The sequence below is a fragment of the Sorangium aterium genome (genome assembly GCF_028368935.1).
GTDB classification, from domain to species: domain Bacteria; phylum Myxococcota_A; class Polyangia; order Polyangiales; family Polyangiaceae; genus Sorangium; species Sorangium atrum.
This window is the reverse complement of sequence record NZ_JAQNDK010000004.1, coordinates 850725-872899: the sequence shown is the minus strand read 5'-3', so window position 1 is coordinate 872899 and position 22175 is coordinate 850725. Positions and strand designations below refer to the sequence as shown.

Below are 22175 nucleotides of genomic sequence, written 5' to 3'. Positions count from 1 at the left end.
GGGGGGCGGGACGCGCCGGGGCCTGCGCCGTCACTGCGCCTGTGTCGCCGCGAACGGGTTGAGCTCGTTCGTGAACAGGTCCTCGGCCTTGAGCTGCCCCGGCTTGAGCTCGCCGTCCTTCACAAGCCAGTCAATCCAGATCTGGTATTCCCCGGCCGACAGGAGCCCCCCTTTGCCGGCGACGCCCAGGCTCGTCCAGTACTTGGCCAGCGACGCGTCCTCGTTGCGGCCCCGCCGCTCGATGATGCGCTGCAGGCGGGCCACCACCTCCTCGCGCGGCGTGCTCCGGGCCCACTCGATGGTGCGCGCCGCGGCCTCAACGAACTTGCGGGCGCTGTTCGGGCTCTCCTTCAGGAATCGCTTGCTCATCACGTAGCTGCCGGCGGTGAGCTCGCCGAAGAGCTCGTGGTCCGAGAACAGGGCCCGGACGCCGCCGCGCTCCAGCGCCTTGTCGCGCAGGATGTCGCCGAGGACGGCGACCTCCACCTGCCTCTGCCGAAGCGCCTGCTCCGCGCTCACCGGCGGCAGCACCACCAGCGTGACCTGCGCGATCTCGGCGCTCGTCAGCCCCTGGCGCGACAGGTACTCTTTCAGCATCAGCTCGTAGTGCGCGCCCAGCGTGTTCATCGCGACCTTCTTGCCGATCAGGTCCCGCGCCGACTTGATGGGGCTGTCCTCGGTCACGTAGAAGCCGGCCCACCGCTTCGCGTCGATCCCGTAGCCGCCCACCACCGCCCGGAGCGGCGCCCCGGCGGCGATCAGCTTGATCACCGCGCCGTTGAATGCCTGCCCCAGATCGGTGTCTCCGGTGACCACGGTCTGGATGTCCTGCGGCCCGCTGATCGTGTTGCCGACGTAGCTCAGCTTGATGGGGGCGAGGTACCCGAGGTCCTCCGCCAGCTCGGGCACCGAGACCATGCCCGAGAACCCCTGATATCGCAGCTCCAGCACCTCGTAGTCGCCGGCGGCGCTGTCGCCGTTGCCGTGGTCGACCTTCGAGCAGGCCGCGAGCGCGAGCGCGGCGCAGAGGGCCGCTGCGAGCCTACGGCGGGTCGTGGCGATCAAAGATGACTTGTCGAGCTCTCGCATGGTGAATGTCTCTTTTCGGCCGTTACTCGGCGGCCGCGGGCTCGGCGGGCGTGGGGCTCACGCCCGCCGCGCTGGGCGTCCTGCGCGCCACGGCGAGGAGGACGCCGAAGAACACGGACAGGAGCAGGAACATCGATTGGAGCCCCAGGCTCCGGCCCATCAGGCCGCCCACGGTGCTGCCGAACAGGCCACCTGACGGCCCCACGAGGGCCTGCAGGCCGGCCACCTTGCCCCGCCCCGCCCGCGCGCCGATCCGGGCGATGCGGGTGAGGTTCGCGATCTGGAGGACGCCGAGCCCGAGGCCGAGCAGCAGGCCGCCGGCCCGCAGCGGCGTCAGATCGCGCGAGAGGCCGAGCAAGAGGAGCGCGCTCGGGACGAGGACCAGGCTCGCGAGGTAGACGCGCTCGTGCCCCACCCGGCCCACGAGGCCGCCCAGCGAGAACAGCGCGAAGATGAAGGTCACGCCCTGCCAGGCCAGGAGCCCCGACGCCTCGGCCGGCGTCAGGTCGGCGACGGCGACGCCGATGGGGATGATGAAGAACATGAAGAACGAGTTGATCGACTGGGCCGCAAACTCGATCAGGCACACGCTGCGCAGCTCGACGTCCTGCGCGAGCAGGGCGAGGTCGGACCGGACGCCGGAGAGGCGCAGCGCTCCACGAGGTGAAGACCGCGCCGTATAGCGGCCGAAGACGATCGGCGACATGAGCACGGTGATCAGGAACGAGACGCCGATGAGCCGGTACGTGCCCGAGAAGCCCAGCGCCTTCGTGAGGCCGGCCGCGAGCATGGGGCCGAGCAGGAACATGCCGACCATATGGGTGCCGCGGTACCAGCCGGCCTTGGCCTCCCCCACCGTCTCGAGCTGCTGCATGAACACGGTGCTCAGCGAGACGAAGCGCATCGGCATGAAGAAGCTGATCGCCGTCGTGCAGGCCAGGAGGAACACCGGAGACGGGACCGCCGGCAAGGCCATGTAGAGCGACCCGGCGACGAGGCTCCCCAGCACGAACAGCCGCGAGGGCCCGAGGTGGTCGACGAGGAGCCCGATGGGGATGCTCATCAGGAGCACGCCGACGCTCTGCGAGCCGGAGATCAGCCCGAGCAGCGCCTCGTCCGCCCCGAGCTCCAGCGCATACAGCGTCGTGCTCACCTTGGCCACGCCGACGCTGAGGCCCATGACCGAGGACAGCGCCGCGAACATCACCAGAAAGCGGTTCTTGTCGATGAAGGAGCGCAGTTGGACCTCGAGGCACCGCGCGGATCAAGCCTGTTGATCCGCGCCGGCGAACACCCGCGGTCAGCAACCCCCATGCCGCGCCGGAGCGGGCCGGAACGCGGGACCGAGAGCTTCCGCGCTGCTGCCGTGGCAGCAGCGGGTGGTGATCCGGTGCCCCGGCGCGAGCAGGCGCGCCCGCTCGAGCGACAACGCAGCGGTGGAGCCTTGCGACCACGCGACAACGCGACCGCGCGAGCAAGCAATCAAGCGACCCGGCAACCGCCCGTCGCCGGTAGCAGGTTTTGCACGGAGCCGCCCGCGCTTTGTTGTTGCCCGCGCCATTTCGAGGGTGGTACTGGTGCAAGGCATGAAATTCCCTGCGATTCATGCACTGATCGCCGCGTGCGTGCTCTGTTCCACGGCCGCGTGCTCGTGGCAGCCGTATGGCGAGGTTCGCGTCGTGAGGCGGACGAAGGTCGGCGGCGAGCTCGCGATCCTGGGTGATCGCGAGGTGGCCATGCAGAAGGCGAGCCAGACGATGGCCACGACCTGCGGCGGACCCGAGAGCTACGAGATCGTCGAAGAGGGCGAGACCGTGGTCGGGGAAGACACCGTGTCCGAGGCCAGCGAGCGCCGCGAGAAGGATTTCTTCGGGCCGAAGAAGCGGAAGCAGGAGAGCACGCACACGGTGCAGAAGACCGAGTGGCGCGTGAAGTACGAGTGCAAGAAGGACGAGCCGGCGGCCGCCGCGGAGGGGGCGCCCGCGGGCGACGCCGCGCCCGCCGAGGCCACCGAGGGCAAGACCGAGGGGCGCCGCGTCCACGAGGTGATCATCCGGTTCTGACGCGCGTCTCCGCGCGCGGCGGCGACCTGTCCGCCTTGGAGCAGCAGAGCCGGCCACAGGGTCGCTCCCGGTCGCGCCGGCTTTGACAGCGTGCTCTTGGCCTGCCCAGTGGTAGATCTGGTGCAGCATGGACGTTCTTCAATGGGTCGAGCGTGCGGCGGCCGCGCCGTCATTGCTGCTCGCGACGGACTTCGACGGGACAATCTCCGAGATCACCGCGGTCTCGGGCGGGGCGGTGGCGGCGCCGGGCGCCCTCGGGGCGCTGGGGGCGCTCTCGCGGGCGCCTGGCACGACCGTGGCGATCGTCACGGGGAGGACGATCCACGACGTCGCGGCGCGCACGGCGCGGTGTGGCGCGGTGTGGCGCGTGGGCGAGCACGGGACGGAGATCGCGGCGCCGGGCGGGGAGCTCGTGTACCTGGCGGACGCCCCGACCGAGGCGCTCGACGCCCTGGAGCGCGAGGCGGAGGAGGCGGTGCGGCGGGTCCCTGCGCTCGGGATCGAGCGCAAGCGCTGCTCGATCGCGCTCCACTGGCGGCTCGTCCCGGCGGAGGCTCGGCCGGCGGCGTTCGACGCGCTCGGGGCGTGGGAGGACGCGGCGGCGCGGCGGGGGTTCGTGGTCATGAGGGGGCGCAGCATCCACGAGGCCCGGGACGCCGCGCATGACAAGGGCCGCGCCCTCGCGTTCCTGCTGGCGCGGCTGCCGCCGGGGACGCTGGTGGTCTATGCGGGCGACGACACGACGGACGAGCCGGCGATCGCCCATGCCCGGGCGATCGGCGGCGTGGGCGTCTACATCGCCTCGTCCGAGCGGCCCGACACCGCGGTCGAGCCCGACCTGACGCTCGATGGGCCCAAGGCGTGGATCGCGTTCCTCGAGGCGCTCGCGGCGCGGCGCGGCGGCGTGATCGGCGAGGCGCCGCGCCTGGCCTGAGGGCCTTAACCAAGCTCTCCGTTCTCGTACGTCGGAGAGAAGATCAGGAGAAGCGGTGTTGCGCGCGCAGCGCGCGGAGCGCGGGTGTACGGCGGGCAGATGCGGTGGGGTGGTGCGCCGGACGGCGGTGTCTCGCCTCGAACGGAGCGTGAGTCCACCTAGGGTATCCGCCGCCAGCAAACCGAGCGCGCCGTTCGTCCATGACCGCTCGAAAGATGAAGTCTGATTAGCGGGTGAGCTGGACCGACAGTAGAGTTCGGCGCATGTGGACATTTCACATCTCAGCATTTCCGCTCCGCCGCACGAGCCGCGTGCAGGCGACCTCGGTGCCGCTGTGCCTCGTCGTCGCGCTGGCGGGCTGTTCGCCCAAGGCCCGCAGCTTCCAGGGCTCGGGCGCCGTGAGCGCCGGCGGCGACGGGGATCAGGGGGTCGGGGCGGGTGACCCCGGCGCTGGCTGGGACGGAGAGGCCCCTGCGTGCGCGGCCGAGACGCAGGCGGCCGACTGCGACGATGGCAATCCATGCACCGCGGACGCGTGCACCGGAGGCGCATGCGTCAACGTCCCGCTCGACGGCGTACCGGCGCTGCCGTCCGGGCAGATCGCGGGCGACTGCCAGATCCTCACCTGCGCTGCGGGCCAGCCGTATCCTGCGCCAGACGACGCTGACGCCGAGGACGACGGCGACCCATGCACGAGCGACGCGTGTCGACGCGGGGTCGCCACGCACGTCGTGGCTGCAGGTTCGCCGTGCGGCCAGGGCCTCGTCTGCGATGCAGCGGGCGCATGCAAGGGCGCGAACGGTCGGGCGTGCGCCGGTCCGGGGGACTGCGCGAGCAGGAAATGCGTCGACGGCGTCTGCTGCGACACGGCCTGCGACGAGACCTGCATGGCCTGCAACGTCGAGCGGTCGGTCGGCACGTGCTCGCCCCTCGGCCCCGGAGTCGAGGACGAGCCGGACTGCGTGCTGGATCACGAGGTCTGTGACGGCATGGGCGCTTGCAAGCTGGCGCCCGGCCGGCGGTGTCATCGAGACGAGAGCTGCGCGAGCGGCGTCTGCCGCGGGAGCGGCCGCTGCGGCGAGTTCACGACGGAATGAACCGCGTCCGGCGCGGCGTTCCACAGGATGGAAGCTGCCAGAGCGGCCCCTCCTTGCTGCGCGCGCCGCTCGATAGGAAACACCTTTGACACAGGCGAGAGTTCTGGCATGGACTGACGCCCGATTGTCGACGCAAAGAAAAGGAGAGCGTCAACCCATGGATCGTACACGCGCGGCTCACCGCCCATTGCACCGATGGCCGGGGGCCCTCGCGATCACCGTCGTGACGCTGGTAGGCTGCTCGGGCGCGCCGCCCGCGACAGCGCCTCCGCCCCCGTCTGCTGCATCCCAGGAGGCCCAGCCGCCGGCGGCCCCGGCGATCGCGCAGGCGCCCACCGCGGCGCCGGGCGCGTCCGCCGCCGCCCCGGAGGAGCCGCCGCGCGCAGCGGCGCACGCCGCCGCGCAGCTCACGATCGATAAAGCGATCACCATCGGCAAGTGGCCTGAAGGGATCGCCGTGGTCGGCGACACGGCGTGGGTCGCCGAGAGCGGCAACCGGCGCGTCGCGCGCGTCGACCTGAAGCGCGGAGAGGTGGTGTCGCGCGTGGCGGTCGGCCGGCTCCCGGTGCAGGTCGTCGCCTCACCCGAGGGGGCGATCTACACGCTGGCGCACACCGATCGGGCGATCTGGGCCATCGACGGGCAGACGGCGCGCGCCCGCGCGCTGGCGCGCTTGCCCGATTCCCCCCAGGACATGGTGGTTGCGGACGGCGCGCTCTGGGTGCTGCTCTGGAGCAAGGGGAGCTCCGCAAACTCCTCGGTCGTGCGGATCGATCCGGCCACGGGAGGTCAACGCCGCTCGCCAGCGCTCGGCCGGGACGCGTTCGCGCTCGCCGTCGGGCACGGCCGGATCTGGGTGGCGCACGGCAATGGCAAGGTGAGCGTCGTCGACCAGACCTCGCTGGAGCCGCGCGACGAGCTCCACATCGGCGACCTCCACCGACGCATCGCCGCCGGCCCGGGCGCGATCTTCACGGACGTGCGCTCCGGCGTCGCCCGCCTGGATCCGATGAGCGGCAGAGCCACGAGCGAGGTCGCGCTGGGCGAGACCGTCTCTGTGCTGCGGCAGATGGGCGACGACGTCATCGCCGTGGGTGAATCGGGCCGCACGTGGCTGCTCGACCCGGAGAACCTGACCATCCGCGCGATCCTCTCTCCCCCCGATGGGGTGCGGTCGCCGCACGACGCCTGGCGCCATGGAGAGACGCTGCTCCTCACCGAGTTCGACGACGCTGGCGCAGGTGGGAAGGAAGACGGCCGCCTTCTCATCCTGCGATCTTCGCCTCGCTGACGCGGAGCCACGCCGCAGCTCGGTTGACGGGAAGGGCCCGGGAGCGAGCGCGCCGCGGCGCGCTGGGCCCGCCGGGGGTCGCCAGCGAGCATTCATGATAGGGCGGCGGCACGCGTGCGAGCCCATCAAAGCGACGCTTGACCTCCCGGAGCCGCTGAGACCACATGGCATGCCATGATCAACGCCCCGGTCCGGCCCGGCGACGTCGTGGCGGGCAAGTACCGCGTCGAGCGTCTGCTCGGCGCGGGGGCCGTGGGGGTCGTCGTCGCGGCGGTCCACGTCGAGCTCGGCCAGCGCGTCGCCGTCAAGTTCATGCGCTCGGCCCACCACGTCTCCGCCGACGCGCGCGAGCGCTTCTTGCGCGAGGCGCGCGCGGCGGTACGGCTGCGCAGCCAGCACGTCGCCCGCGCGTTCGACGTCGGCACCCTCGAAGGCGGCGCGCCGTACATCGTCATGGAATTCCTCGAAGGGCGCGATCTCGCCGCGTTGCTCAAGGAGAGTGGGTGTCTCTCGCTCGACGACGCCGTGGAGTACGTTCTCCAGACGTGTGAAGCCGTCGGCGAGGCGCACGCCGCCGGCATTGTGCACCGCGACCTGAAGCCGGCGAATCTCTTCGTCACGCAGGACGTCAGCGGCGCGCCGTGCATCAAGGTCCTCGACTTCGGGATCTCGAAGATCAGCGGCGCGGAGCTCGCCCTCACGGACGACGACCAGCAGCTTGGCACCCCCTACTACATGTCGCCCGAGCAGATGAGCTCGCCGAAGGACGTCGACGCGCGCAGCGACCTCTGGGCGCTCGGCGTCCTCTTGTATGAGCTCATCGCCGGGCAGACGCCGTTTCACGCGGAGACCTTGGCGGAGTTCTATGGGCGCATGCTCGCGGCGAAGCCGACGCCGCTCCACGAGCGCCGGAGCGACGTGCCCCCGGAGATCGACGCGGTGATCCGGCGATGCATGATGCACGATCGAGAGCAGCGCTGGAATGACGTGGCGGCGTTCGCCGGCGCCCTCGCGCCTCACGCGCCCGCGCGAGCGCGGGGCTATCCGGAGCGGGTTTGGCGGGTGCTCAACCTGTCGCGGTCGTCTTCGCCGGGAGCCAGAGGCGCGCCGGAGCCGCGCCGCGCGGCGGCCTCCTCGCCGCCGGCCAGCGCCGGGGCAGCAGGGTCGATCGCGCCGCGCCCGCCGGACGCCATGGCGGACACGGCGCCCACCGCGTCCTGGCCCCATGGAGCCCTATCGTCCTTCGGAGTGCTGCTGTCGAAGCCCCGCTATTGGGCTCCCCTTCTCCTCGGCGGTGCGTTCGTCGCGGGCGCTGCGCTGGCGGTGATCGCCTGGGGGGGACAGGAGGGGGCGCGATCCCCGGCACCGACAGGCCGGGCGGCGGCCTCCTTCGAGGCGCCTAATGCGGCCCCGTCCGCGCCCGTCGAACCCCGAGCGCCCCCCTCCGCGCCCGCCCCTCCCGACGCGAGCGCGAAAGCGCAGGCGGAGCCCACCTCGCCTTCGCCGGCGGCGACGGACACGCCGAAGGCGACGAAGCCCTCCCTGCGGGCAAAGCCTCCGGCCAAAAACCTTCTTACCCCGAAGCCTGAGCCGGCGTTCTCGTACGACGAGCGTCGCTAATCCTGGGACAACGGCGATGGGTGCCCATAGAATGGGATCGGTGCGTGGCCCAGGACCGATGCGTGTGAAGCGCAGCGTCGCCGCTGCGGGTGCGCTGATCCTGTCGTTATCGGTCGCGCCGCGCGTCCTCGCGGACCCGACCGCCGAGGACCGGGCGGCCGCCGATGTGCTCTTCCGCGAGGGGCGCGCGTTCGTCAAGCAGGGCAGCTACGCCCTGGGGTGCTCGAAGCTCCTCGCCAGCCAGAAGCTGGACCCGATGGCCGGGACGCTGCTCGCCCTGGCGGATTGCTACGAGCTCGATGGCGCGACGGCGAGCGCCTGGGCGACCTTCAACGACGCCGAGGCAACGGCGCGCAAAGCGGGCGATGGGCGGCGCTCGAAGGAAGCGGGGCGGCGGGCGGGCCTGCTCGAGCCGCAGCTCTCGAGGCTCGTCATCGAGGTGGCGCCGGAGGCCCGGGTCGAGGGGATCGAGGTGCGGCGCAACGCGAGGCCGCTCGATGCGGCGATGTTCGGCTCGGCGATCCCGGTCGATCCGGGCGAGCATACGATCGAGGCGGCGGCGCCTGGCAAAAAGGCATGGAGCACGAAGGTGGTCGTCGAGCCGAAGCCAGGGCAGAAGACGGTGCGCGTCCCTCTGCTCGAGGACGCGCCCGCGCCAGGGCGGGCAGCGCGCGCGCCTGTGGCCACGAGCGCCGCGCCCCCGGCGAGCTCGTGGAGCGCGCAGCGGACCGTTGGGCTCGTGCTGGGCGGGGTGAGCTTGGCCGGGATCGCGGTAGGCGCTGTGTTCGGTCTCGAGACGCTCTCGAAGATGAGCGAGGCGCGCAACCAGCACGGGTGTACCAACGACGACCCTCCCCGTTGTGACGCCGAGGGGGTCAAGCTCCATCAGGACGCGAACACGACCGCCAACATCTCGAATGTAGCGTTCGCGGCGGGAGGCGCGGCGCTCGTCACAGGCCTCGTCGTGTTCCTGACCGCGCCGTCGAGCGACGCCGTGCCGTCGACGGTGCTGGAGGTGCGCCTGGAGCCTCCGGCCCGGGCGGTAGCAGCGGGGCTGTCGTTGCGAGGTAGCTTTTGACATGCACCCGATGCGACCCTGGAGGCTCGTCATCGCCGGGGGCGCATTGCTCGTCGCCGGCTGCCAGATCATCGCGGGTGTGCGCGCCGACGCGGAGCTGAACCAAGGAGGCAACGGCGGCCAGGCGTGCAGCGCTTCTCCCGAGTGCCAGAGCGGCGTCTGTCAGGACGGCATCTGCAAGCCGGCCGAGGCGAAGTGCGCGCTCGATCTCGAGCCGTTCGACATCCTCACGTCCGGAGACCTCGGCGGCCATGAGGTCGACACCTCCTCGCTCGTGCTGGCGAGCGGACCCGATCGCGTATTCGTCTCGGTGGTCGACAAGGCGGCCAGCCGGCTCGTGATCGGGACGGTGCACGAGATCGGGGAGCCGGCCGGGTCGAAGGCGGAGTTCCCCTTCACCGACGGCGCGGCCTTCGTCACCGGCCGCGAAACGGGAGGGCAAGTCATCCTCCAGGGCAGGGTGGGGTACGAGATCGGGCAGCTCGTCTTCCCCGCGACCGCCGACGGCGTCTCGTCCAGGGGGACGTTCCACCGGTTCCCCGCCCTCGCACCGGAGTGCTCGAGCCCCAGCGTGGCAACGTCGATGGCGTTCGTCCAGGCGGGCGACAGCACCCTTTATGCCGCGACCTGCGCGGCGCCCGGCGGCTCGACGCGAGCGCTCGTCGTCGGTGGATCGGCCGAGCCTGCGCCGACCCTCGTGGCCCAGGGCCCACGCACCGATGCCTCGCTCAACGTTCACTACTACACCGTCACGAACGGCCGGCACCTCCTCTTGTTGGATGACAACGCGACCGGAGAAGCGTTCTTCAGAACGGGCGCCTCGCGCGCCGATCTCGGCGCGGCGCACCGGATCCAGTTCAGCCCGTCTCCTGACGAGGTGGAGTCCTTCTTCGGGGCGTTCCCGCTGCCCGAGGGGGATGGCGTCACGCTCTTGATGGTGCACCTCGTCCCTCCGCCGAGGCTCACCCTCTCGGCGGAGGTGGGCGTCGTGAAGGACTTTTTGTCGCTCGGACAGGTTCCCCCGCCCGGCTTTACCCCTGTCTTCAAGCTCCAGAATGTGAACCAGTACAACCCCCCGGGCCCCGTCGCGAGCGACGGCGAAAACGTGTATTTGGCGTTGGTGCCGCCGCCTGGAAAGAGCGTGAACCTGGGCTGGTTCACGCGGACAGGTGAGAACGTGCTCCCCAACCAGCTCATCTTCTCCCTTCCGGACGGCAGCAGCGCGCAGATCCTCGGCTCGACCGTCGCGCAGCTCGGCGTCAAGCTGCTCGTCGCCTGGATCGAGCAACGCGAGGGCGCCTACTCCGTGCGCGGTCAGCGGCTCATCTGCACGCTGCAATGACGCGCCGACCGGCGCGGCCAGCTGGGGCGACTCAGGTGCCCAAGCCGAGGCTCAGAGCGTCCTTCCGAGCCTCTCCAGCAGCTTGGGCCACCCGGGCTTCATGCCTTCGAAAGCGGTCTTGCCCATCGGCGAGTCGAGGTTGAAGCCCTCGTGCGTGAGCGTGAGGAGCGTCCCCGCCCCTTCGGGCGTGAGGCGCCAGGTGATGATGGTGTCGAGCTGGCCAATCGCAAAGCGGTACGAGAAGAGCCGCTCCGCTTCGACGGCGAGCACCTCGCAAGCCTGCTTGCCCCAGGGCCCCATGTCGAGCTCGAAGCGGTGCCCAACGACGGCTTTGACGTCACCCGGAGCCCACCAGCGCGCGTGCAGCTCCGGATCCGTGAGCGCCCGCCAGACGGCGGACGGAGGCGCTGTGTAACGATGTTCGAGGTGGATGACTGCAGGGGCGTTCATTTTTTTCCTTCTTCGTCGAGGAGATCTTCGAGGGCGGTGAGCCGCGTCTTCCAGTACTGAGTGAACGTGTCGAGCCATTCGTCGACCTCGCTCAGCGGGCGCGGATCGAGGTGGTAATAGCGCTCGCGTCCGCGCGGCTCCTCGCGCACGAGGCGCGCTTTGCGGAGCACCTGCAGGTGCTCAGACACCGCGGGGCGGCCCAGGTCGAAGCCGCGCGCGAGGTCGTTCACGGCGCGAGGTCCCATGCGGAGCTGCATCAGGATCTCGCGCCGCACCGGGTTGGCGAGCGCCGAGAACACGTCGACTTCAGCCATGTCCTTAATATGTCGGAAACCTCCGACGCGTCAACAAAATCCGACGCGTCGGCCGCGCGGCTCGATTCGCGCGCAGCGCGGATCCAGCCCGCCGCAGGCGCCCGCGCAGCGGGGCGACGCGCCTGCGGGCGCGGGGCGGCCTGCTGTCACGTCCGCTTCAGCGCGTGCGCGATGCCGCTCCGCAGCGTCCCCGCCGTGACCAGGCCCCGCAGGTCGACGTCGAGCTCGATGAGCGTCTGCGCGATCGCCGGCTGGATGCCGGTGAGCACCACCTGGGCGCCGAGCAGCCCGACGGCGCGCGCGGCGTGCACGAGCATCTCGGCCACCTGGACGTCCACCGCCTTGACCCCGGTGATATCGATGATCGCGATGCGGGCCGAGTGCCTCGCCACGCCCTGCAGCAGCGTCTCGATGATCCGGCTCGCCCGCGCGCTGTCGAAGAAGCCGATGAGCGGCATCACCAGCACCCCCTCGGCAATCGGCAACAGCGGCGTCACCAGCTCACGTATCGTGTCCTGCTGCGCCGCGATCAGCTCGTCCCGCGCCGCCTCCCGCTCGCGCTCCGCCGCCTTGACCCGCGTGATGTCCACCGAGATGCCGGCGACCGACCCCTCCGGGATGCCCTCGCCGCGGAGGGGGAACTTGATCGAGTAGAACGTCTTCTCGCCTTGGGCGTGAGGGACGGGATCCTCGGCCTCGAACGGGGCGCCGTTCCTGCGCACCAGGTCATCGACGTCATTGTAAATAGACGCAACTTCCGATGGAAAGAAGTCGCTGTCGGTCTTTCCAAGCATGCTGCCCGGGGTCGCCCCGACGAGCTCTTCCACCGAGCGGCTCACAAGGAGAAAGGCTCCTTCCCGGTCCTTCGCATACAGGAGGACCGGCGCGTGATCACAGAACGTCGCGAGCAGCGCCTCGCTCCTGTGGAGGCGCTGCTCACGGCGCTTTCGCTCTGTCACGTCCTCGGCCGAGAGGAAGATCTCGCGCGCGGATCCATCCTCGCTTCGCGCGAAGACCTCCGCGCGCACCGCGAAGATGCGCTCGTCTCCCTCGCGGCCTCGCGCCCGGAGCTCGCCCTCGATCACCTCGCCGTCCCGCGCCCCCTTCAGCCGCTCCGCGCTCGCGGCGAGGCCGGCCATGTCGCCCGGGTGGATCCGATCCGAGAGCGCCTCGACGCCGCGTGTCGAGAGCTCTTCCTCCGTACAGCCGAGCGAGCGAGCGAGGGCGGCGTTGTGTTCGATGAGCCGCCGCTCGTCGAGGCCCACGACACACAGGATCGTCGGCGCCGCGTCGAGCATCCTCCGGGCTCGCGCGCCGAGCACGTCCTGCTGCTCCTTGGCCGTGGTCTCCTTCATCGCGGCAGGCCTCTCCTCATGGCGGCTCCTTCCAGGCCCGGGCGGCGGACGCGCGGGCCAGAGCTCGATCCATGATACATACGCACGGCGCGCGCGCGGCGAAATCGAAGACGCGGCGTCGCCACCCTGTCGCGGCCGCCCGGCGGGGCGCCGTAGCCTGGCCTACCTGCCCATGCGACGATCGCGGCGCGCGTCACGCCATGCGGCCTGCCAGGCTGAGCGACGCTGGGCTCAGGGGAGCAAGCTGCACTGCGACAGGGGCGTCCGGTAGTCCATGGCCTGGGTGTTGCGCTCGAACTCCTCCAGGTTGTTCGGACAGACGACGTACCAGCCAGCGTCGGTGAAGGCGCTCACTTGGCGATCGGTGGTAGCCAGATCGTACGCGAGCATGACGGTATCGTAGCCCCAGCCGAACAGCTTCTGACCGAGGAGCACGTCCACGTACCCCGCGCGCATGCGATCCATGTACTCCGGCAGCGTATCGAACGCCACCGAGTGAATGGTCTTCTCCTTCGCTCTCGCGGTGAGCATCGGCGCGTTCGCCGCGAGGTCGGGCTCGCCGAGGAGCTTGCTGTAGGAGAAGAAGAAGCCCGTGATCTCCGGGTCCTTCTCCAGGGCCTCCTCCGCGGTCTCCGCGCAGAAGGGGACCGCGTAATCGCAGCACACGCAAGGGAGGCTCACCGCGTTCGTCATGTCCGGGTACTTCTTCAGCGTCTCGGAGAAGCCGGCGAGCCGGTCGATGAAGGTCCCCGCGGGCGTGGGGGTGTAGACTCCATTACCGTCATCATCCATCATCGTCTGCAAGGCGATCTTGCCGGTCTTGCCGTTGATGGTCGCGAGCGCATCCATGAGGAACGAGGCAGCGGCCTTGTTGTCCATGCCGTAGTAGGTGTGGCGCTTGCTCGCGGGAGCGTCGCCGCCGTACGTGACGACCTTGATGCCGGCGTCCACGGCCTTGTTGACGAGGTCGGTCTCGCAGTCCCCGCTGAAGACATCGATGGATATCGCGTCCACCTTCATGTCGATGACCTCTTGCAGCACCGCCATCTGAGGCCGGGAGAGGTAGCAGGCGTCGTCGGGGTCCAGCGGCTTGCCGTCTTCGGTGAGCTCCGGGCATTCAGGGTCCAGGATCATCACGTTGACCGGCCGCGTGCTCGTCGTCGACAGCTCGCTCTGCGCCTGCGCGGCGCCCGCGCGACCCAGATCGTGGAACCTATTGCACTTGTTGTGCGTGATGTAAGCGATGGTCAGCGGCGCTTCCGTCGTGCTCTCGCTGGAGCTGCAGGCAAGCACGCTGGTCGCCAGAAGGATGCCCCCCAAGATGGCGCGATGGACCATGAATCCCCTCCTCTTCTCGAACTAGCTCGATCCGTTTCACCGTCCCCTGACGGTTCAGCGCGCCTGTGCGCGCGCCGACGTCCGGGACCACCCTGCGATGGCGCGCGCTCGGCGCGCCTCGCCCTCATTCACGGCGCACGTGGCGCGGCTCCTGTCCACCGCGCGCTTGCCCGACCGGATACGCATACGCGATGCCGCTCCGCAGCGTCCCCGCCGTGACCAGGCCCCGCAGGTCGACGTCGAGCTCGATGAGCGTCTGCGCGATCGCCGGCTGGATGCCGGTGAGCACCACCTGCGCACCGAGCAGCTCGACGGCGCGCGCGGCGTGCACGAGCATCTCGGCCACCTGGACGTCCACCGCCTTGACCCCGGTGATATCGATGATCGCGATGCGGGCCGAGTGCCTCGCCACGCCCTGCAGCAGCGTCTCGATGATCCGGCTCGCCCGCGCGCTGTCGAAGAAGCCGATGAGCGGCATCACCAGCACCCCCTCGGCGATCGGCAACAGCGGCGTCACCAGCTCACGTATCGTGTCCTGCTGCGCCGCGAGCAGCTCGTCCCGCGCCGCCTCCCGCTCGCGCTCCGCCGCCTTGACCCGCGTGATGTCCACCGAGATGCCGGCGACCGCGCCCTCCGGGACGCCCTCGCCACGGAGGGGGAACTTGATCGTGTACAGGGTCCGATCGCCCTGGGCCTGCGGGACGATCTCCTCGGCCTCGAACGGGGCGCCGGTCCTGCGCACCAGGTGTTCGACATCTTTGTAAATAGAAGCAACCTCCGGCGGACAGAAGTCGCCATCGGTCTTTCCGAGCATGCTGCCCGGGGTCGCCCCGACGAGATCCTCCATCGAGCGGCTCGCCAGGAGGAAGGCGCCGTCACGGTCCTTCGCGAACATGATGACAGGGGCGCGGTCGCAGAGCGCCGCGAGCACCGCATCTCTCCTGGGACCGCCCTGCTCGCGGCGCTTTCGCGCTGTCACGTCCTCGGCGAAGACGACGACCTCGCGCACGGCGCCGTCGTCCCCTCGCGTGAAGACCTCCGCGCGCACGGCGAAGAGTCGCTCCTCTTGCCCTCCCTCGACGGTCCGCGCCCGCAGCTCGCCTTCGACGACCCCGCCGTCGCGCGCCGCGGCGAGCTCGGCCGCGCGCGCGGCGAGGCCGGCGAGATCGTCGGGGTGAATGCGCGCCGAGAGCGCCTCGACGCCCCGCGAGAGGAGCTCTTCTCCCGTGCAGCCGAGCGCCCGGACGAGCGCGGCGTTGTGCCCGGTGAGCCGCGGTCCCGCGAGGTCCAGGACACACACCATCGCCGGCAAAGCGTCGAGTATCCGCTGGGCTCGCGAGATCGTCGCGCCCTGCGTCCGGCTGGCCTCGGTATCCTTCATCACGGGCTTCACAGGAACTTCCATCGAGCGCTTTCGGCCCGGTCAGGGCAAGAGGTCGCACTTCGTCAGAGGCGTCCGGTCGTCCTGAATGCCATCAGACGAATCTCGATAGCGCACGATCCCCCTCCATGATGGCGCTACAACGGTCTAGAGCGACAAACGGGTTGAAACCGCATGCAAGACGGCAAGAAATTGAACCGCCAAGGCGCCAAAAGACGCCAAGAAAAACATAAAATCTTGGCGTCTGTTGACGTCTGTTGACGTCTTTTGGCGCCTTGGTGGTTCACTTCTCTGGTTCCAGCCTGATCGGCGCTCCAGCTCGGCTTCATTATTACGACTAAGTGAACCCAAATCGGCTGTCAATGCCTTTTCCGTCCTCGCTCATTACGATGCCGACCGTGGCAGTTCCCGCAGGAGAGCATGCCAATCACCAGTAGGATACCGTCGGAGATGACTCCAGGGTGGACCATTCGGCCCCTCATCTGGCGGACGGGCTGACGCGATCGAGCGCCATGGAGCGAGAGAACGCCCGTGATCACGGCCCTGCGCCGCCCGCGCCGCCAGCGCCGCCCGCGCCGCCTGAGCCCGCGGAGCCGCCGTCACCGCCTGCGCCGCCTCCGCCATCGGCGCTCGCGCCTGCGCCGCCTCCGGCATCGGCGCTCACGCCGCCTCCGCCGGTCGAGGAGGCTCCGCTCGCCTGAGAAGAGCTCGCGGAGACGCCCGTGTCGAAGCAGTTCGGGTTGTCGGCCTCGACGAAGCAGCCCACCTCGATGGGGTGGCCGACCTCGACGCAGCCCCCCGCCAGGAGGCCTGTCGTGGCCGACAAGCGGAGGAGGAGCGCAGGAAAACGTGTGCTCTTCACGGTGAAGCTCCGTGGCTCGCGCGCCCGACGGTCGCGATGGAGGAGGGCCTGGCCGCCGCGGCCGGGCTGCCTGCGGCGGCGTCGTCGTCGAGGTGGAGCTCGATCCCGGCGAAGAGCGTGAGGCGGTTTTTTAGCGCGAAATCCGCGGTCGGGCCGCTCTCGACGAGGTAGCGCGGCTGCCCCTGGTTGGGCCCGACGACGTAGGGCTCATGGCCCGAGAACGCGTATTGCCCGCCGAGCGTGTACCCGGCGCCCTTCACCCCGGGTATCGCGCCCGTCACCGCCGCGCGGAGCTCGACCTGCGGCGGCACCTCGGGGCGAGGGGCGATGTTCGACGGATCGCCGCCATAGTACGCCTGGTCGGCGATCCGCCGGCCCATGTAAGCGGCCGCCAGGGACACGGCCCCTGAGCCGACCTCGTACGATACACGGGCGTTGCCGTACACCTGCGGCGCGACCGTGATGGGGACGTCGTCGCCGGTGCCGAAGCGCGCGTTCCGGGTGATCTGCTGCTCGGACATGCGGCGTCGCGTCGCGGCGAACGTGGAGTTCACGCCGACGCGCAGCTTCCGCTCGAGGAAGCTCGTCTCGAAGCCGAGGTTCGCGCCGTAGTTCTCGATGCCTGGCACGTTGTTGTACCTCGAGACGCTGGGCGCCTTGGCCCTCAGGAGCTGGAGCTCGATGACGTCCCGCCAGTCCGAGTAGAAGCCGCCGGCCGTGAAGGAGTACGCGCCGCTCCTGAACGACGAGACCGCCTCCAGGGAGGAGACCTTCTCCGGCTTGAGGCCGTCCGGGTTCGGCAGGAGCCTGCCGCTCACGGTGTAGAGCTCGACGAAGCTGGGGGCGCGGAACGCGCTCGAGTAGATGAGCTTGAGCGACACGCGCTCATCCGGGGTGAGGATCAGCGCGGCGCGCGGCGAGATCGCGTTCGCCACGTACTCGAGCGGGATACGCGAGTCGAGGTCGACCCGGATCCCGGCGTTGAGCGAGAGGGGCCGGAACAGGCGGAGCGTCTGCTGCACGTAGGCCCCGAGGGCGGCCTCGTCCTCGAGGCGGTATCCGCCGCCGTGCCAGCGCGTGCGCGCCGGGTCGGAGCCATAACTCTTCCCCGTGAGCTCGTCGAACGCGACGAACTCGAAGGCCGAGGTGCGGAGGCGCCCATCGACGCCCGCCATGGTCGTGGAGGCGCCGTCGCCCGCCCAGTCGTACCGCGCCTGGAGCTCCAGCCCGACCCAGCGGGAGAGGAACAGCGCGTCCTTCCGGCAGGGCCCGGACGGGCCGCGCGGGCACTGCTCGGGATCGAGCACGTCGATCGGGACGTGCGGCACGAGCGGGTCGTGGCCCACCACGTAGCGCGAGCGCTCGATCCGGCTGAAGCCGAAGTACCCGCGCGCCACGCCCTCGAGCCGCTCGCTCAGGCGGGCGCGATAACGCACGCTGGTCAGGACGAGCGTCTGCGTGTTGTCGTTGCGCGCGTCGTCGAAGGCCCCGACGCGGTTCTCGTGGAGATCCATGAAGGGCGCGGCCCACGACGAGCGCGTCGCCTGCGCGACGGCGCTCAGGTCGCCGGCGTCGAGGCGCACGAAGGCGCCCGCCTTGCGGCGGAACCACTGCTCTTCCACCGTGCCGCCCCAGAAGCCGGGCTCGGCGTGCGAGCCGAGATCCATGACGGACACGCCGTCCGCCAGGACCGGGAGCCGCTGCTTCGGGAAGCTCACCTCGGGCCCCTCGAAGCGGTGCATGTCGACAGCCGCCACCACGCCCGCGGGCTGTCCGAGCAGCGTGAAGCGGCGCCCGAAGCCGAGCGCCGCCGTGCCCTCGCCCCCGATGCCCTCGACGTTCGGCGCCCTGATGTTGCCCGATTCGTCGAGAGGCGGCGACGCCCCGAGCGTCAGGGAGGCGCGGAGGCCCTGGTGATCGGCGGCCTTCTTCGTGACGACGTTGATGACCCCCAGCATGGCCTGCGCGCCGTAGAGCACGGAGCCAGGGCCCAGGACCACCTCGATGTGGTCGACGATCTCGATCGGGATATCGTGCAGGAAGACGGCGCCGCCGCCCTGCTCGTTCACGACCATGCCGTCGAGCACGATCAGCACGTGGCTGTTCGAGTCCCGGGTCAGGGCGACGCCGCGCGCGCCGACCTCCGGGACCGACATGCGGTCGTGCGCGAAAACGCCGCTCGCGAGGAAGGTGAGCGCGTCGGCGAGGCGCCGTATGCCGAAGAGCTTGAGCTGCGCGCCCGTGATCACCGACGACATGGCGGGCGCGTCGCTCTCGCGCTCCGCGGAGCGCGAGGCGCCGGACACGACGTTCTCTTCGAGGATCTCGAGGAGCGAGCTGACGTCCTCGGCCCGCGCCTCCCGCGAGGAGGTGGTCGACCACGCGATCGACGCGGCGCAGAGCAGTGCGAGACGGGTCGAGCTCACGTCAATAGATCCTTGCCAGTTTGAGGATGGGAGCGGGGAAGTCGATGTGCTGGGCCCGGGCCTGCGCGAGGTTGATGCTCATGCGCGGCTTGCCGTCCGCGACGTCGACGCCGAGCACGGCCCCCTGCGACACGTAGGGCTCCACGGCCGCGAAGCTCAGGATGCCAGTGTCCGTGAGCGCGCCGCGTATCGCGGCGACCTCCCTGCCGAGCCCCGAGGAGATGTAGACGACGTTGATGTCGTGCGCGCGACACGCCGCGGCGAGCTCGGACGCGCTCGAGTACTCGGCGCTCTCCACGCGGATCGGTTTGTCACGGACCTTGCCGATGTCGTTCAGCGCCCTCCTCATCTGGAGCGCGGCGCTCGCCGAGTCCGCGTCGCCCGCCCGGGAGAGCAAAAGGAAAGAGACCTGTCCTTTCACCCGCTCGGGAAAGCCCCTGTCGTACGGCAGGATGCGCGTGACGATCTCCGCTTGCACGGCGAAGGGCGCCGTCGCCGGCTCCGCCATGACATGGAACGGGACGAGGGCGGCGGCGACGAAGAGGCCGAGCACGAGGGCGCGCCGGCGAGGCGTCATGTCCTGCGTTCCTTGCCGCGCGACAGGCCGGCGAGCTTGCGGATGCGGAGCGCGGCTTGCACCTGCGGGGTGAGGGCGAGGAGATCGCCTTTCCTGCTGAAGACGCCGTCGAAGCCGAGCTCCGCGTACCGCGATCCGGCCTCGGCGTCCGTTGTGTAGAGGTAGAAGAGCGGCGGCTTGTCGCCCTCGGGCACCGCGGCCTTGAGCGAGCGGAGGACGGCGGCGCCGTCGAGGCCCGGCATGAAGAAGTCGACGATGACGAGATCGCAGCCGCGCAGGTGGCGGGCCGTGCCCACGAGCTGCGTCGTCGTGACCACCTCGTAGCCGGCGCTCGCCAGCTCGACGCGGATCCGCATCAGCACGATCTCGCTGTCATCGATCACCAGGATGCGTCCGCCTTGTGACATCGAGTCATTCTCCGTTGCTGAGAGGGGCAGCCTGGGGGCGGATCACGAACGCCGCGCCGGTCCGGCGCGACGCGTCCACCTCGATGAGCCAGCCGACCGAGAGGAGATCGGCGCGGACCGCGGAGAGGCCGACGCCGCGGCCCGCGAGGTCGCTCACGTCGCCCTTCGTGCTCACGCCGGGGGTGAACAGGAGCTCGCGAGTCCGGCGCTGATCCTTCGGATCGACGCCGGCGCGCGTGGCGAGGGCGTCGAAGTCGATGCCCTGGCCGTCGTCCTCGACGAGGAGGGTGGGCAGCGGCCGATCCTCGATGCAGCTGGCGCGGATCACGCCGACCTCGGGCTTGCCCACCCGGACGCGCGCGTCGGGGGGCTCGATGCCGTGGGCGATCGCGTTCCGCACGAGGTGGAGGAGCACGCCCGGCAGCAGGCGGGCGAGATCCGAGGGAATGGAGGCCTCGCGGCCGTCGATCTCGAGGCGGGCGCGCTTGCCCTCCCGCTCGGCCCAGCGGGGGACGCGCTCGACGAGCGGCGCGAGCACCTCGCCGAACGGCCGGGCCGCGAGGCGGCGGACGATCTCGGCGGCCTCGCCGCCCTGCGGGCCCACGAGCTCGCCGAGCCGGGTGACGTCGGTGCGGCGGACCGTGATCTGATCGAGGATCGCGCTGCCCACGGGCGAGGCGTCGACGAACGTCTCCTGCGCGCGCGTGAGCTCGTCCGCGACGCGGGTGAGCCGCGACCGCCACGACGCCGAGCGCCCCTCGACCGAGGGCCTGTCCTCCGAGCGCGCCCGCGCCTGGACCATGGAGAGCTCGTCCTCGAGCGCCATGATCTCGTCCGCGAGGCGCTCCAGGTCGAACGACCGGGCCTCGCCCTTCATGGTGTGCAGCTGCTGCAGGAGCTCGTCGACGTCCGCGGGGCAGAGCTCCCCGCCGGGCTTCAGGATCTCGCTGCACCGGGCCACGCGCTCGCGCGAGATCTCGATGAAGCGGACGAAGACCTGGCCGCCGCCGGCGATGAGGCGGCGCATGGCGGCGATCTGGCGCGCGTGCTCCTCGTCCTTGGTCTTGACGCTCTCCGCGAGGCGCCTGAGCTCGGTCTGGTCGGTCGCGAGCAGCATGATGCGCGCGATCTTCTGGCCGGAGACGATGGGGCAGAGCTCGATCCGCAGGAACCTGCGGTCGCCCGGCGCGCGCTCGAACCACACCTCGCGCGGGGCGAGCTCGGCGATCTCCGGGAAGGCGTCGACCTCCGCGTCGAACGCCGCGTCGACCCACTGCCGGAGCGCCTGGCTCTCGACGCAGAGCGGCCCGCCGCGGTAGAGGAGCTCCGCGACGTGGTTGCCCTCCGCGGCGCGGTCGCCGAAGAGCTGCCTGGCCTCCTTCGAGGCCTCGCTGCCCAGGCGCCCGTCGGGGCCGAAGGCCACGATGGCCTCGCGCATGTTGTCGAAGAGCTCGCGGAGGCTCTTCGTGGCCATCTCGAGCTTGCCCTCGCGCTCGAGGATGGCCGAGCTCATCGCGTTGAAGACGTCGGCGAGCCGGCCGAGCTCGTCGTTCCTGCGGACGTTCACGCGGACGGCGCGGTCCCCCTCCCCGACGCGCCGCGCGGCGTCGACGAGCCGCGAGAGCGGATGCACGATCTGCCACCTCGCGAACGCGAGGAGCAGGAAGGCCGTCATCGCGCCGACGATGCCCGCGAACGCGAGGATGTTGCGGCGCGCCGCGGCGAACGCGGCGTTCTCGGGCTCGAGCGAGAAGACGAGGACGAGCGTCCCGAGGCGCCGCCCGTCGTCGCGCAAGATCGGGCGGGCGACGCGTATCTCGCGCTCCAGGACCTGGTTCTCGGCGCCCCGCGCGGTGAACGCCGACAGGCCGCCTTCCGGCTGACCGATCTTGGCGACGGGCTCGGCGTCGCTGCCCCACGCAACCGCCGCGATGAGCGCGCGGTTCGACCGGAGCTGGTCGAGGTCGCCTTGCGCCGTGTCGCGATCGCCGAAGTCGAGCGGCGCGGTCAGGGACCCTGAGAGCAGATCCGCCATCATCGATGCGGCGTTCGCCTTCGCCGACACGAGGTCATCCCGTGTCTTCTGGATCACCTGATTGGCGACCAGCACGGTAACGCTGGTGAGGACCACCACGGTCGCTGCAGCGAGCTTGACGCCGATGCCGAGGTGAACGCCAGAGCGCGGCCGGTGAGCCGCTCGGGGCCGGGGACCAGGGGCAGAGACCAGCATCACGCGCTCGGCGCGGCAGGCCGTATCCGAGCCAAGAAATGGTCGAATCCAAGAGCGTGCGTCATCCGCGCCCCCTCCACGGCAGAAGCTTCGCCAGGCGCACCATCGGAGGCACCCGAGGGGGCGAGGACAGGCGCACGGCGATGCCCTTCCGACCTCGACGGTACGTAGTTCATTTCATTTCTGCAACAGGATTCTCCTCGCCCGCCGCCGATGTGGCTGTCTGCTTGTCGCGTCAACGGCAACGGATCCATGCGTCAACAGGTCCACGCGTCAACGGGTCCACGCGCCGCGGCGCCATGACGTCGCGCGTCACTCCGG

At 70.4% G+C, this 22175-nt stretch carries 19 protein-coding genes; 7 read left to right on the top strand and 12 right to left on the bottom strand.

Annotation, left to right across the window (positions count from 1 at the left end; genetic code table 11):
- Positions 1 to 30 precede the first annotated feature (30 nt).
- Positions 31 to 1089: an ABC transporter substrate-binding protein gene (locus POL72_RS34735; protein WP_272101086.1), complete on the bottom strand. Its 1059-nt coding sequence runs from the start codon at positions 1087 to 1089 to the stop codon at positions 31 to 33.
- A 22-nt stretch (positions 1090 to 1111) separates the two neighbouring features.
- Positions 1112 to 2293 (bottom strand): MFS transporter, encoded by a 1182-nt coding sequence (locus POL72_RS34730; protein ID WP_272101085.1) that lies wholly within the window; start codon positions 2291 to 2293, stop codon positions 1112 to 1114.
- 475 nt (positions 2294 to 2768) lie between these two features.
- Here POL72_RS34730 and POL72_RS34725 point away from each other — a divergent pair, with 475 nt between their 5' ends.
- The 7 genes from POL72_RS34725 to POL72_RS34695 all read left to right on the top strand — a co-directional run bounded on the left by POL72_RS34725 (position 2769) and on the right by POL72_RS34695 (position 10514).
- On the top strand, positions 2769 to 3152 hold the full coding sequence (locus tag POL72_RS34725) for a hypothetical protein (protein WP_272101084.1): 384 nt from the start codon (positions 2769 to 2771) through the stop codon (positions 3150 to 3152).
- Between the two features lie 127 nt (positions 3153 to 3279).
- Positions 3280 to 4086 carry a trehalose-phosphatase gene (otsB, locus tag POL72_RS34720; protein WP_272101083.1) on the top strand — a complete coding sequence of 269 codons (807 nt, stop codon included), beginning with the start codon at positions 3280 to 3282 and terminating at the stop codon, positions 4084 to 4086.
- Positions 4087 to 4349: 263 nt separating this feature from the next.
- The gene (locus POL72_RS34715; protein ID WP_272101082.1) at positions 4350 to 5183 is read left to right on the top strand and encodes a hypothetical protein; all 834 of its coding nucleotides are present in this window, start codon (positions 4350 to 4352) and stop codon (positions 5181 to 5183) included.
- 157 nt (positions 5184 to 5340) lie between these two features.
- Positions 5341 to 6474 carry an NHL repeat-containing protein gene (locus POL72_RS34710; RefSeq protein ID WP_272101081.1) on the top strand — a complete coding sequence of 378 codons (1134 nt, stop codon included), beginning with the start codon at positions 5341 to 5343 and terminating at the stop codon, positions 6472 to 6474.
- Positions 6475 to 6648: 174 nt separating this feature from the next.
- Positions 6649 to 8094 (top strand): serine/threonine protein kinase, encoded by a 1446-nt coding sequence (locus tag POL72_RS34705; protein WP_272101080.1) that lies wholly within the window; start codon positions 6649 to 6651, stop codon positions 8092 to 8094.
- Between the two features lie 58 nt (positions 8095 to 8152).
- Positions 8153 to 9172 (top strand): hypothetical protein, encoded by a 1020-nt coding sequence (locus POL72_RS34700; RefSeq protein ID WP_272101079.1) that lies wholly within the window; start codon positions 8153 to 8155, stop codon positions 9170 to 9172.
- A gap of 1 nt (position 9173) precedes the next feature.
- Positions 9174 to 10514 (top strand): hypothetical protein, encoded by a 1341-nt coding sequence (locus POL72_RS34695; RefSeq protein WP_272101078.1) that lies wholly within the window; start codon positions 9174 to 9176, stop codon positions 10512 to 10514.
- A 51-nt stretch (positions 10515 to 10565) separates the two neighbouring features.
- Here POL72_RS34695 and POL72_RS34690 read toward each other — a convergent pair whose 3' ends face one another.
- The 10 genes from POL72_RS34690 to POL72_RS34645 all read right to left on the bottom strand — a co-directional run bounded on the left by POL72_RS34690 (position 10566) and on the right by POL72_RS34645 (position 21854).
- A complete protein-coding gene (locus POL72_RS34690) occupies positions 10566 to 10964 on the bottom strand; it encodes an SRPBCC family protein (protein WP_272101077.1) in 399 nt (132 codons plus the stop codon).
- Positions 10961 to 11278: an ArsR/SmtB family transcription factor gene (locus POL72_RS34685; protein WP_272101076.1), complete on the bottom strand. Its 318-nt coding sequence runs from the start codon at positions 11276 to 11278 to the stop codon at positions 10961 to 10963. The genes POL72_RS34690 and POL72_RS34685 overlap by 4 nt, the downstream gene beginning before the upstream one ends.
- A gap of 146 nt (positions 11279 to 11424) precedes the next feature.
- Entirely contained in the window at positions 11425 to 12633 is a 1209-nt protein-coding gene (locus POL72_RS34680; RefSeq protein WP_272101075.1) for a PAS domain-containing protein, read from the bottom strand.
- A 231-nt stretch (positions 12634 to 12864) separates the two neighbouring features.
- The gene (locus POL72_RS34675; RefSeq protein ID WP_272101074.1) at positions 12865 to 13971 is read right to left on the bottom strand and encodes a substrate-binding domain-containing protein; all 1107 of its coding nucleotides are present in this window, start codon (positions 13969 to 13971) and stop codon (positions 12865 to 12867) included.
- A 124-nt stretch (positions 13972 to 14095) separates the two neighbouring features.
- Positions 14096 to 15352 carry a PAS domain-containing protein gene (locus POL72_RS34670; RefSeq protein ID WP_272101073.1) on the bottom strand — a complete coding sequence of 419 codons (1257 nt, stop codon included), beginning with the start codon at positions 15350 to 15352 and terminating at the stop codon, positions 14096 to 14098.
- Positions 15353 to 15887: 535 nt separating this feature from the next.
- Complete coding sequence (locus tag POL72_RS34665; RefSeq protein ID WP_272101072.1) at positions 15888 to 16214, bottom strand: hypothetical protein; 327 nt, start codon at positions 16212 to 16214, stop codon at positions 15888 to 15890.
- Positions 16211 to 18640: a TonB-dependent receptor plug domain-containing protein gene (locus tag POL72_RS34660; protein WP_272101071.1), complete on the bottom strand. Its 2430-nt coding sequence runs from the start codon at positions 18638 to 18640 to the stop codon at positions 16211 to 16213. The genes POL72_RS34665 and POL72_RS34660 overlap by 4 nt, the downstream gene beginning before the upstream one ends.
- Position 18641: 1 nt before the next feature.
- On the bottom strand, positions 18642 to 19217 hold the full coding sequence (locus POL72_RS34655; protein ID WP_272101070.1) for a YfiR family protein: 576 nt from the start codon (positions 19215 to 19217) through the stop codon (positions 18642 to 18644).
- Positions 19214 to 19624 (bottom strand): response regulator, encoded by a 411-nt coding sequence (locus POL72_RS34650; protein ID WP_272101069.1) that lies wholly within the window; start codon positions 19622 to 19624, stop codon positions 19214 to 19216. The genes POL72_RS34655 and POL72_RS34650 overlap by 4 nt, the downstream gene beginning before the upstream one ends.
- 4 nt (positions 19625 to 19628) lie before the next feature.
- Positions 19629 to 21854, bottom strand: coding sequence for a HAMP domain-containing protein (locus POL72_RS34645; protein ID WP_272101068.1), 2226 nt, complete (start codon positions 21852 to 21854; stop codon positions 19629 to 19631).
- Positions 21855 to 22175: the final 321 nt, after the last annotated feature.

Coding starts and splice junctions, on each gene's coding strand:
- POL72_RS34680 (WP_272101075.1), bottom strand. CDS start 12,633: ATGAAGGAGACCACGGCCAAGGAGCAGCAGGACGTGCTCGGCGCGCGA.
- POL72_RS34735 (WP_272101086.1), bottom strand. CDS start 1,089: ATGCGAGAGCTCGACAAGTCATCTTTGATCGCCACGACCCGCCGTAGG.
- POL72_RS34695 (WP_272101078.1), top strand. CDS start 9,174: ATGCACCCGATGCGACCCTGGAGGCTCGTCATCGCCGGGGGCGCATTG.
- POL72_RS34675 (WP_272101074.1), bottom strand. CDS start 13,971: ATGGTCCATCGCGCCATCTTGGGGGGCATCCTTCTGGCGACCAGCGTG.
- POL72_RS34715 (WP_272101082.1), top strand. CDS start 4,350: ATGTGGACATTTCACATCTCAGCATTTCCGCTCCGCCGCACGAGCCGC.
- POL72_RS34685 (WP_272101076.1), bottom strand. CDS start 11,278: ATGGCTGAAGTCGACGTGTTCTCGGCGCTCGCCAACCCGGTGCGGCGC.
- POL72_RS34700 (WP_272101079.1), top strand. CDS start 8,153: ATGCGTGTGAAGCGCAGCGTCGCCGCTGCGGGTGCGCTGATCCTGTCG.
- POL72_RS34705 (WP_272101080.1), top strand. CDS start 6,649: ATGATCAACGCCCCGGTCCGGCCCGGCGACGTCGTGGCGGGCAAGTAC.
- POL72_RS34710 (WP_272101081.1), top strand. CDS start 5,341: ATGGATCGTACACGCGCGGCTCACCGCCCATTGCACCGATGGCCGGGG.
- POL72_RS34690 (WP_272101077.1), bottom strand. CDS start 10,964: ATGAACGCCCCTGCAGTCATCCACCTCGAACATCGTTACACAGCGCCT.
- POL72_RS34655 (WP_272101070.1), bottom strand. CDS start 19,217: ATGACGCCTCGCCGGCGCGCCCTCGTGCTCGGCCTCTTCGTCGCCGCC.
- POL72_RS34650 (WP_272101069.1), bottom strand. CDS start 19,624: ATGTCACAAGGCGGACGCATCCTGGTGATCGATGACAGCGAGATCGTG.
- otsB (WP_272101083.1), top strand. CDS start 3,280: ATGGACGTTCTTCAATGGGTCGAGCGTGCGGCGGCCGCGCCGTCATTG.
- POL72_RS34730 (WP_272101085.1), bottom strand. CDS start 2,293: ATGTTCGCGGCGCTGTCCTCGGTCATGGGCCTCAGCGTCGGCGTGGCC.
- POL72_RS34645 (WP_272101068.1), bottom strand. CDS start 21,854: ATGCTGGTCTCTGCCCCTGGTCCCCGGCCCCGAGCGGCTCACCGGCCG.
- POL72_RS34670 (WP_272101073.1), bottom strand. CDS start 15,352: ATGAAGGATACCGAGGCCAGCCGGACGCAGGGCGCGACGATCTCGCGA.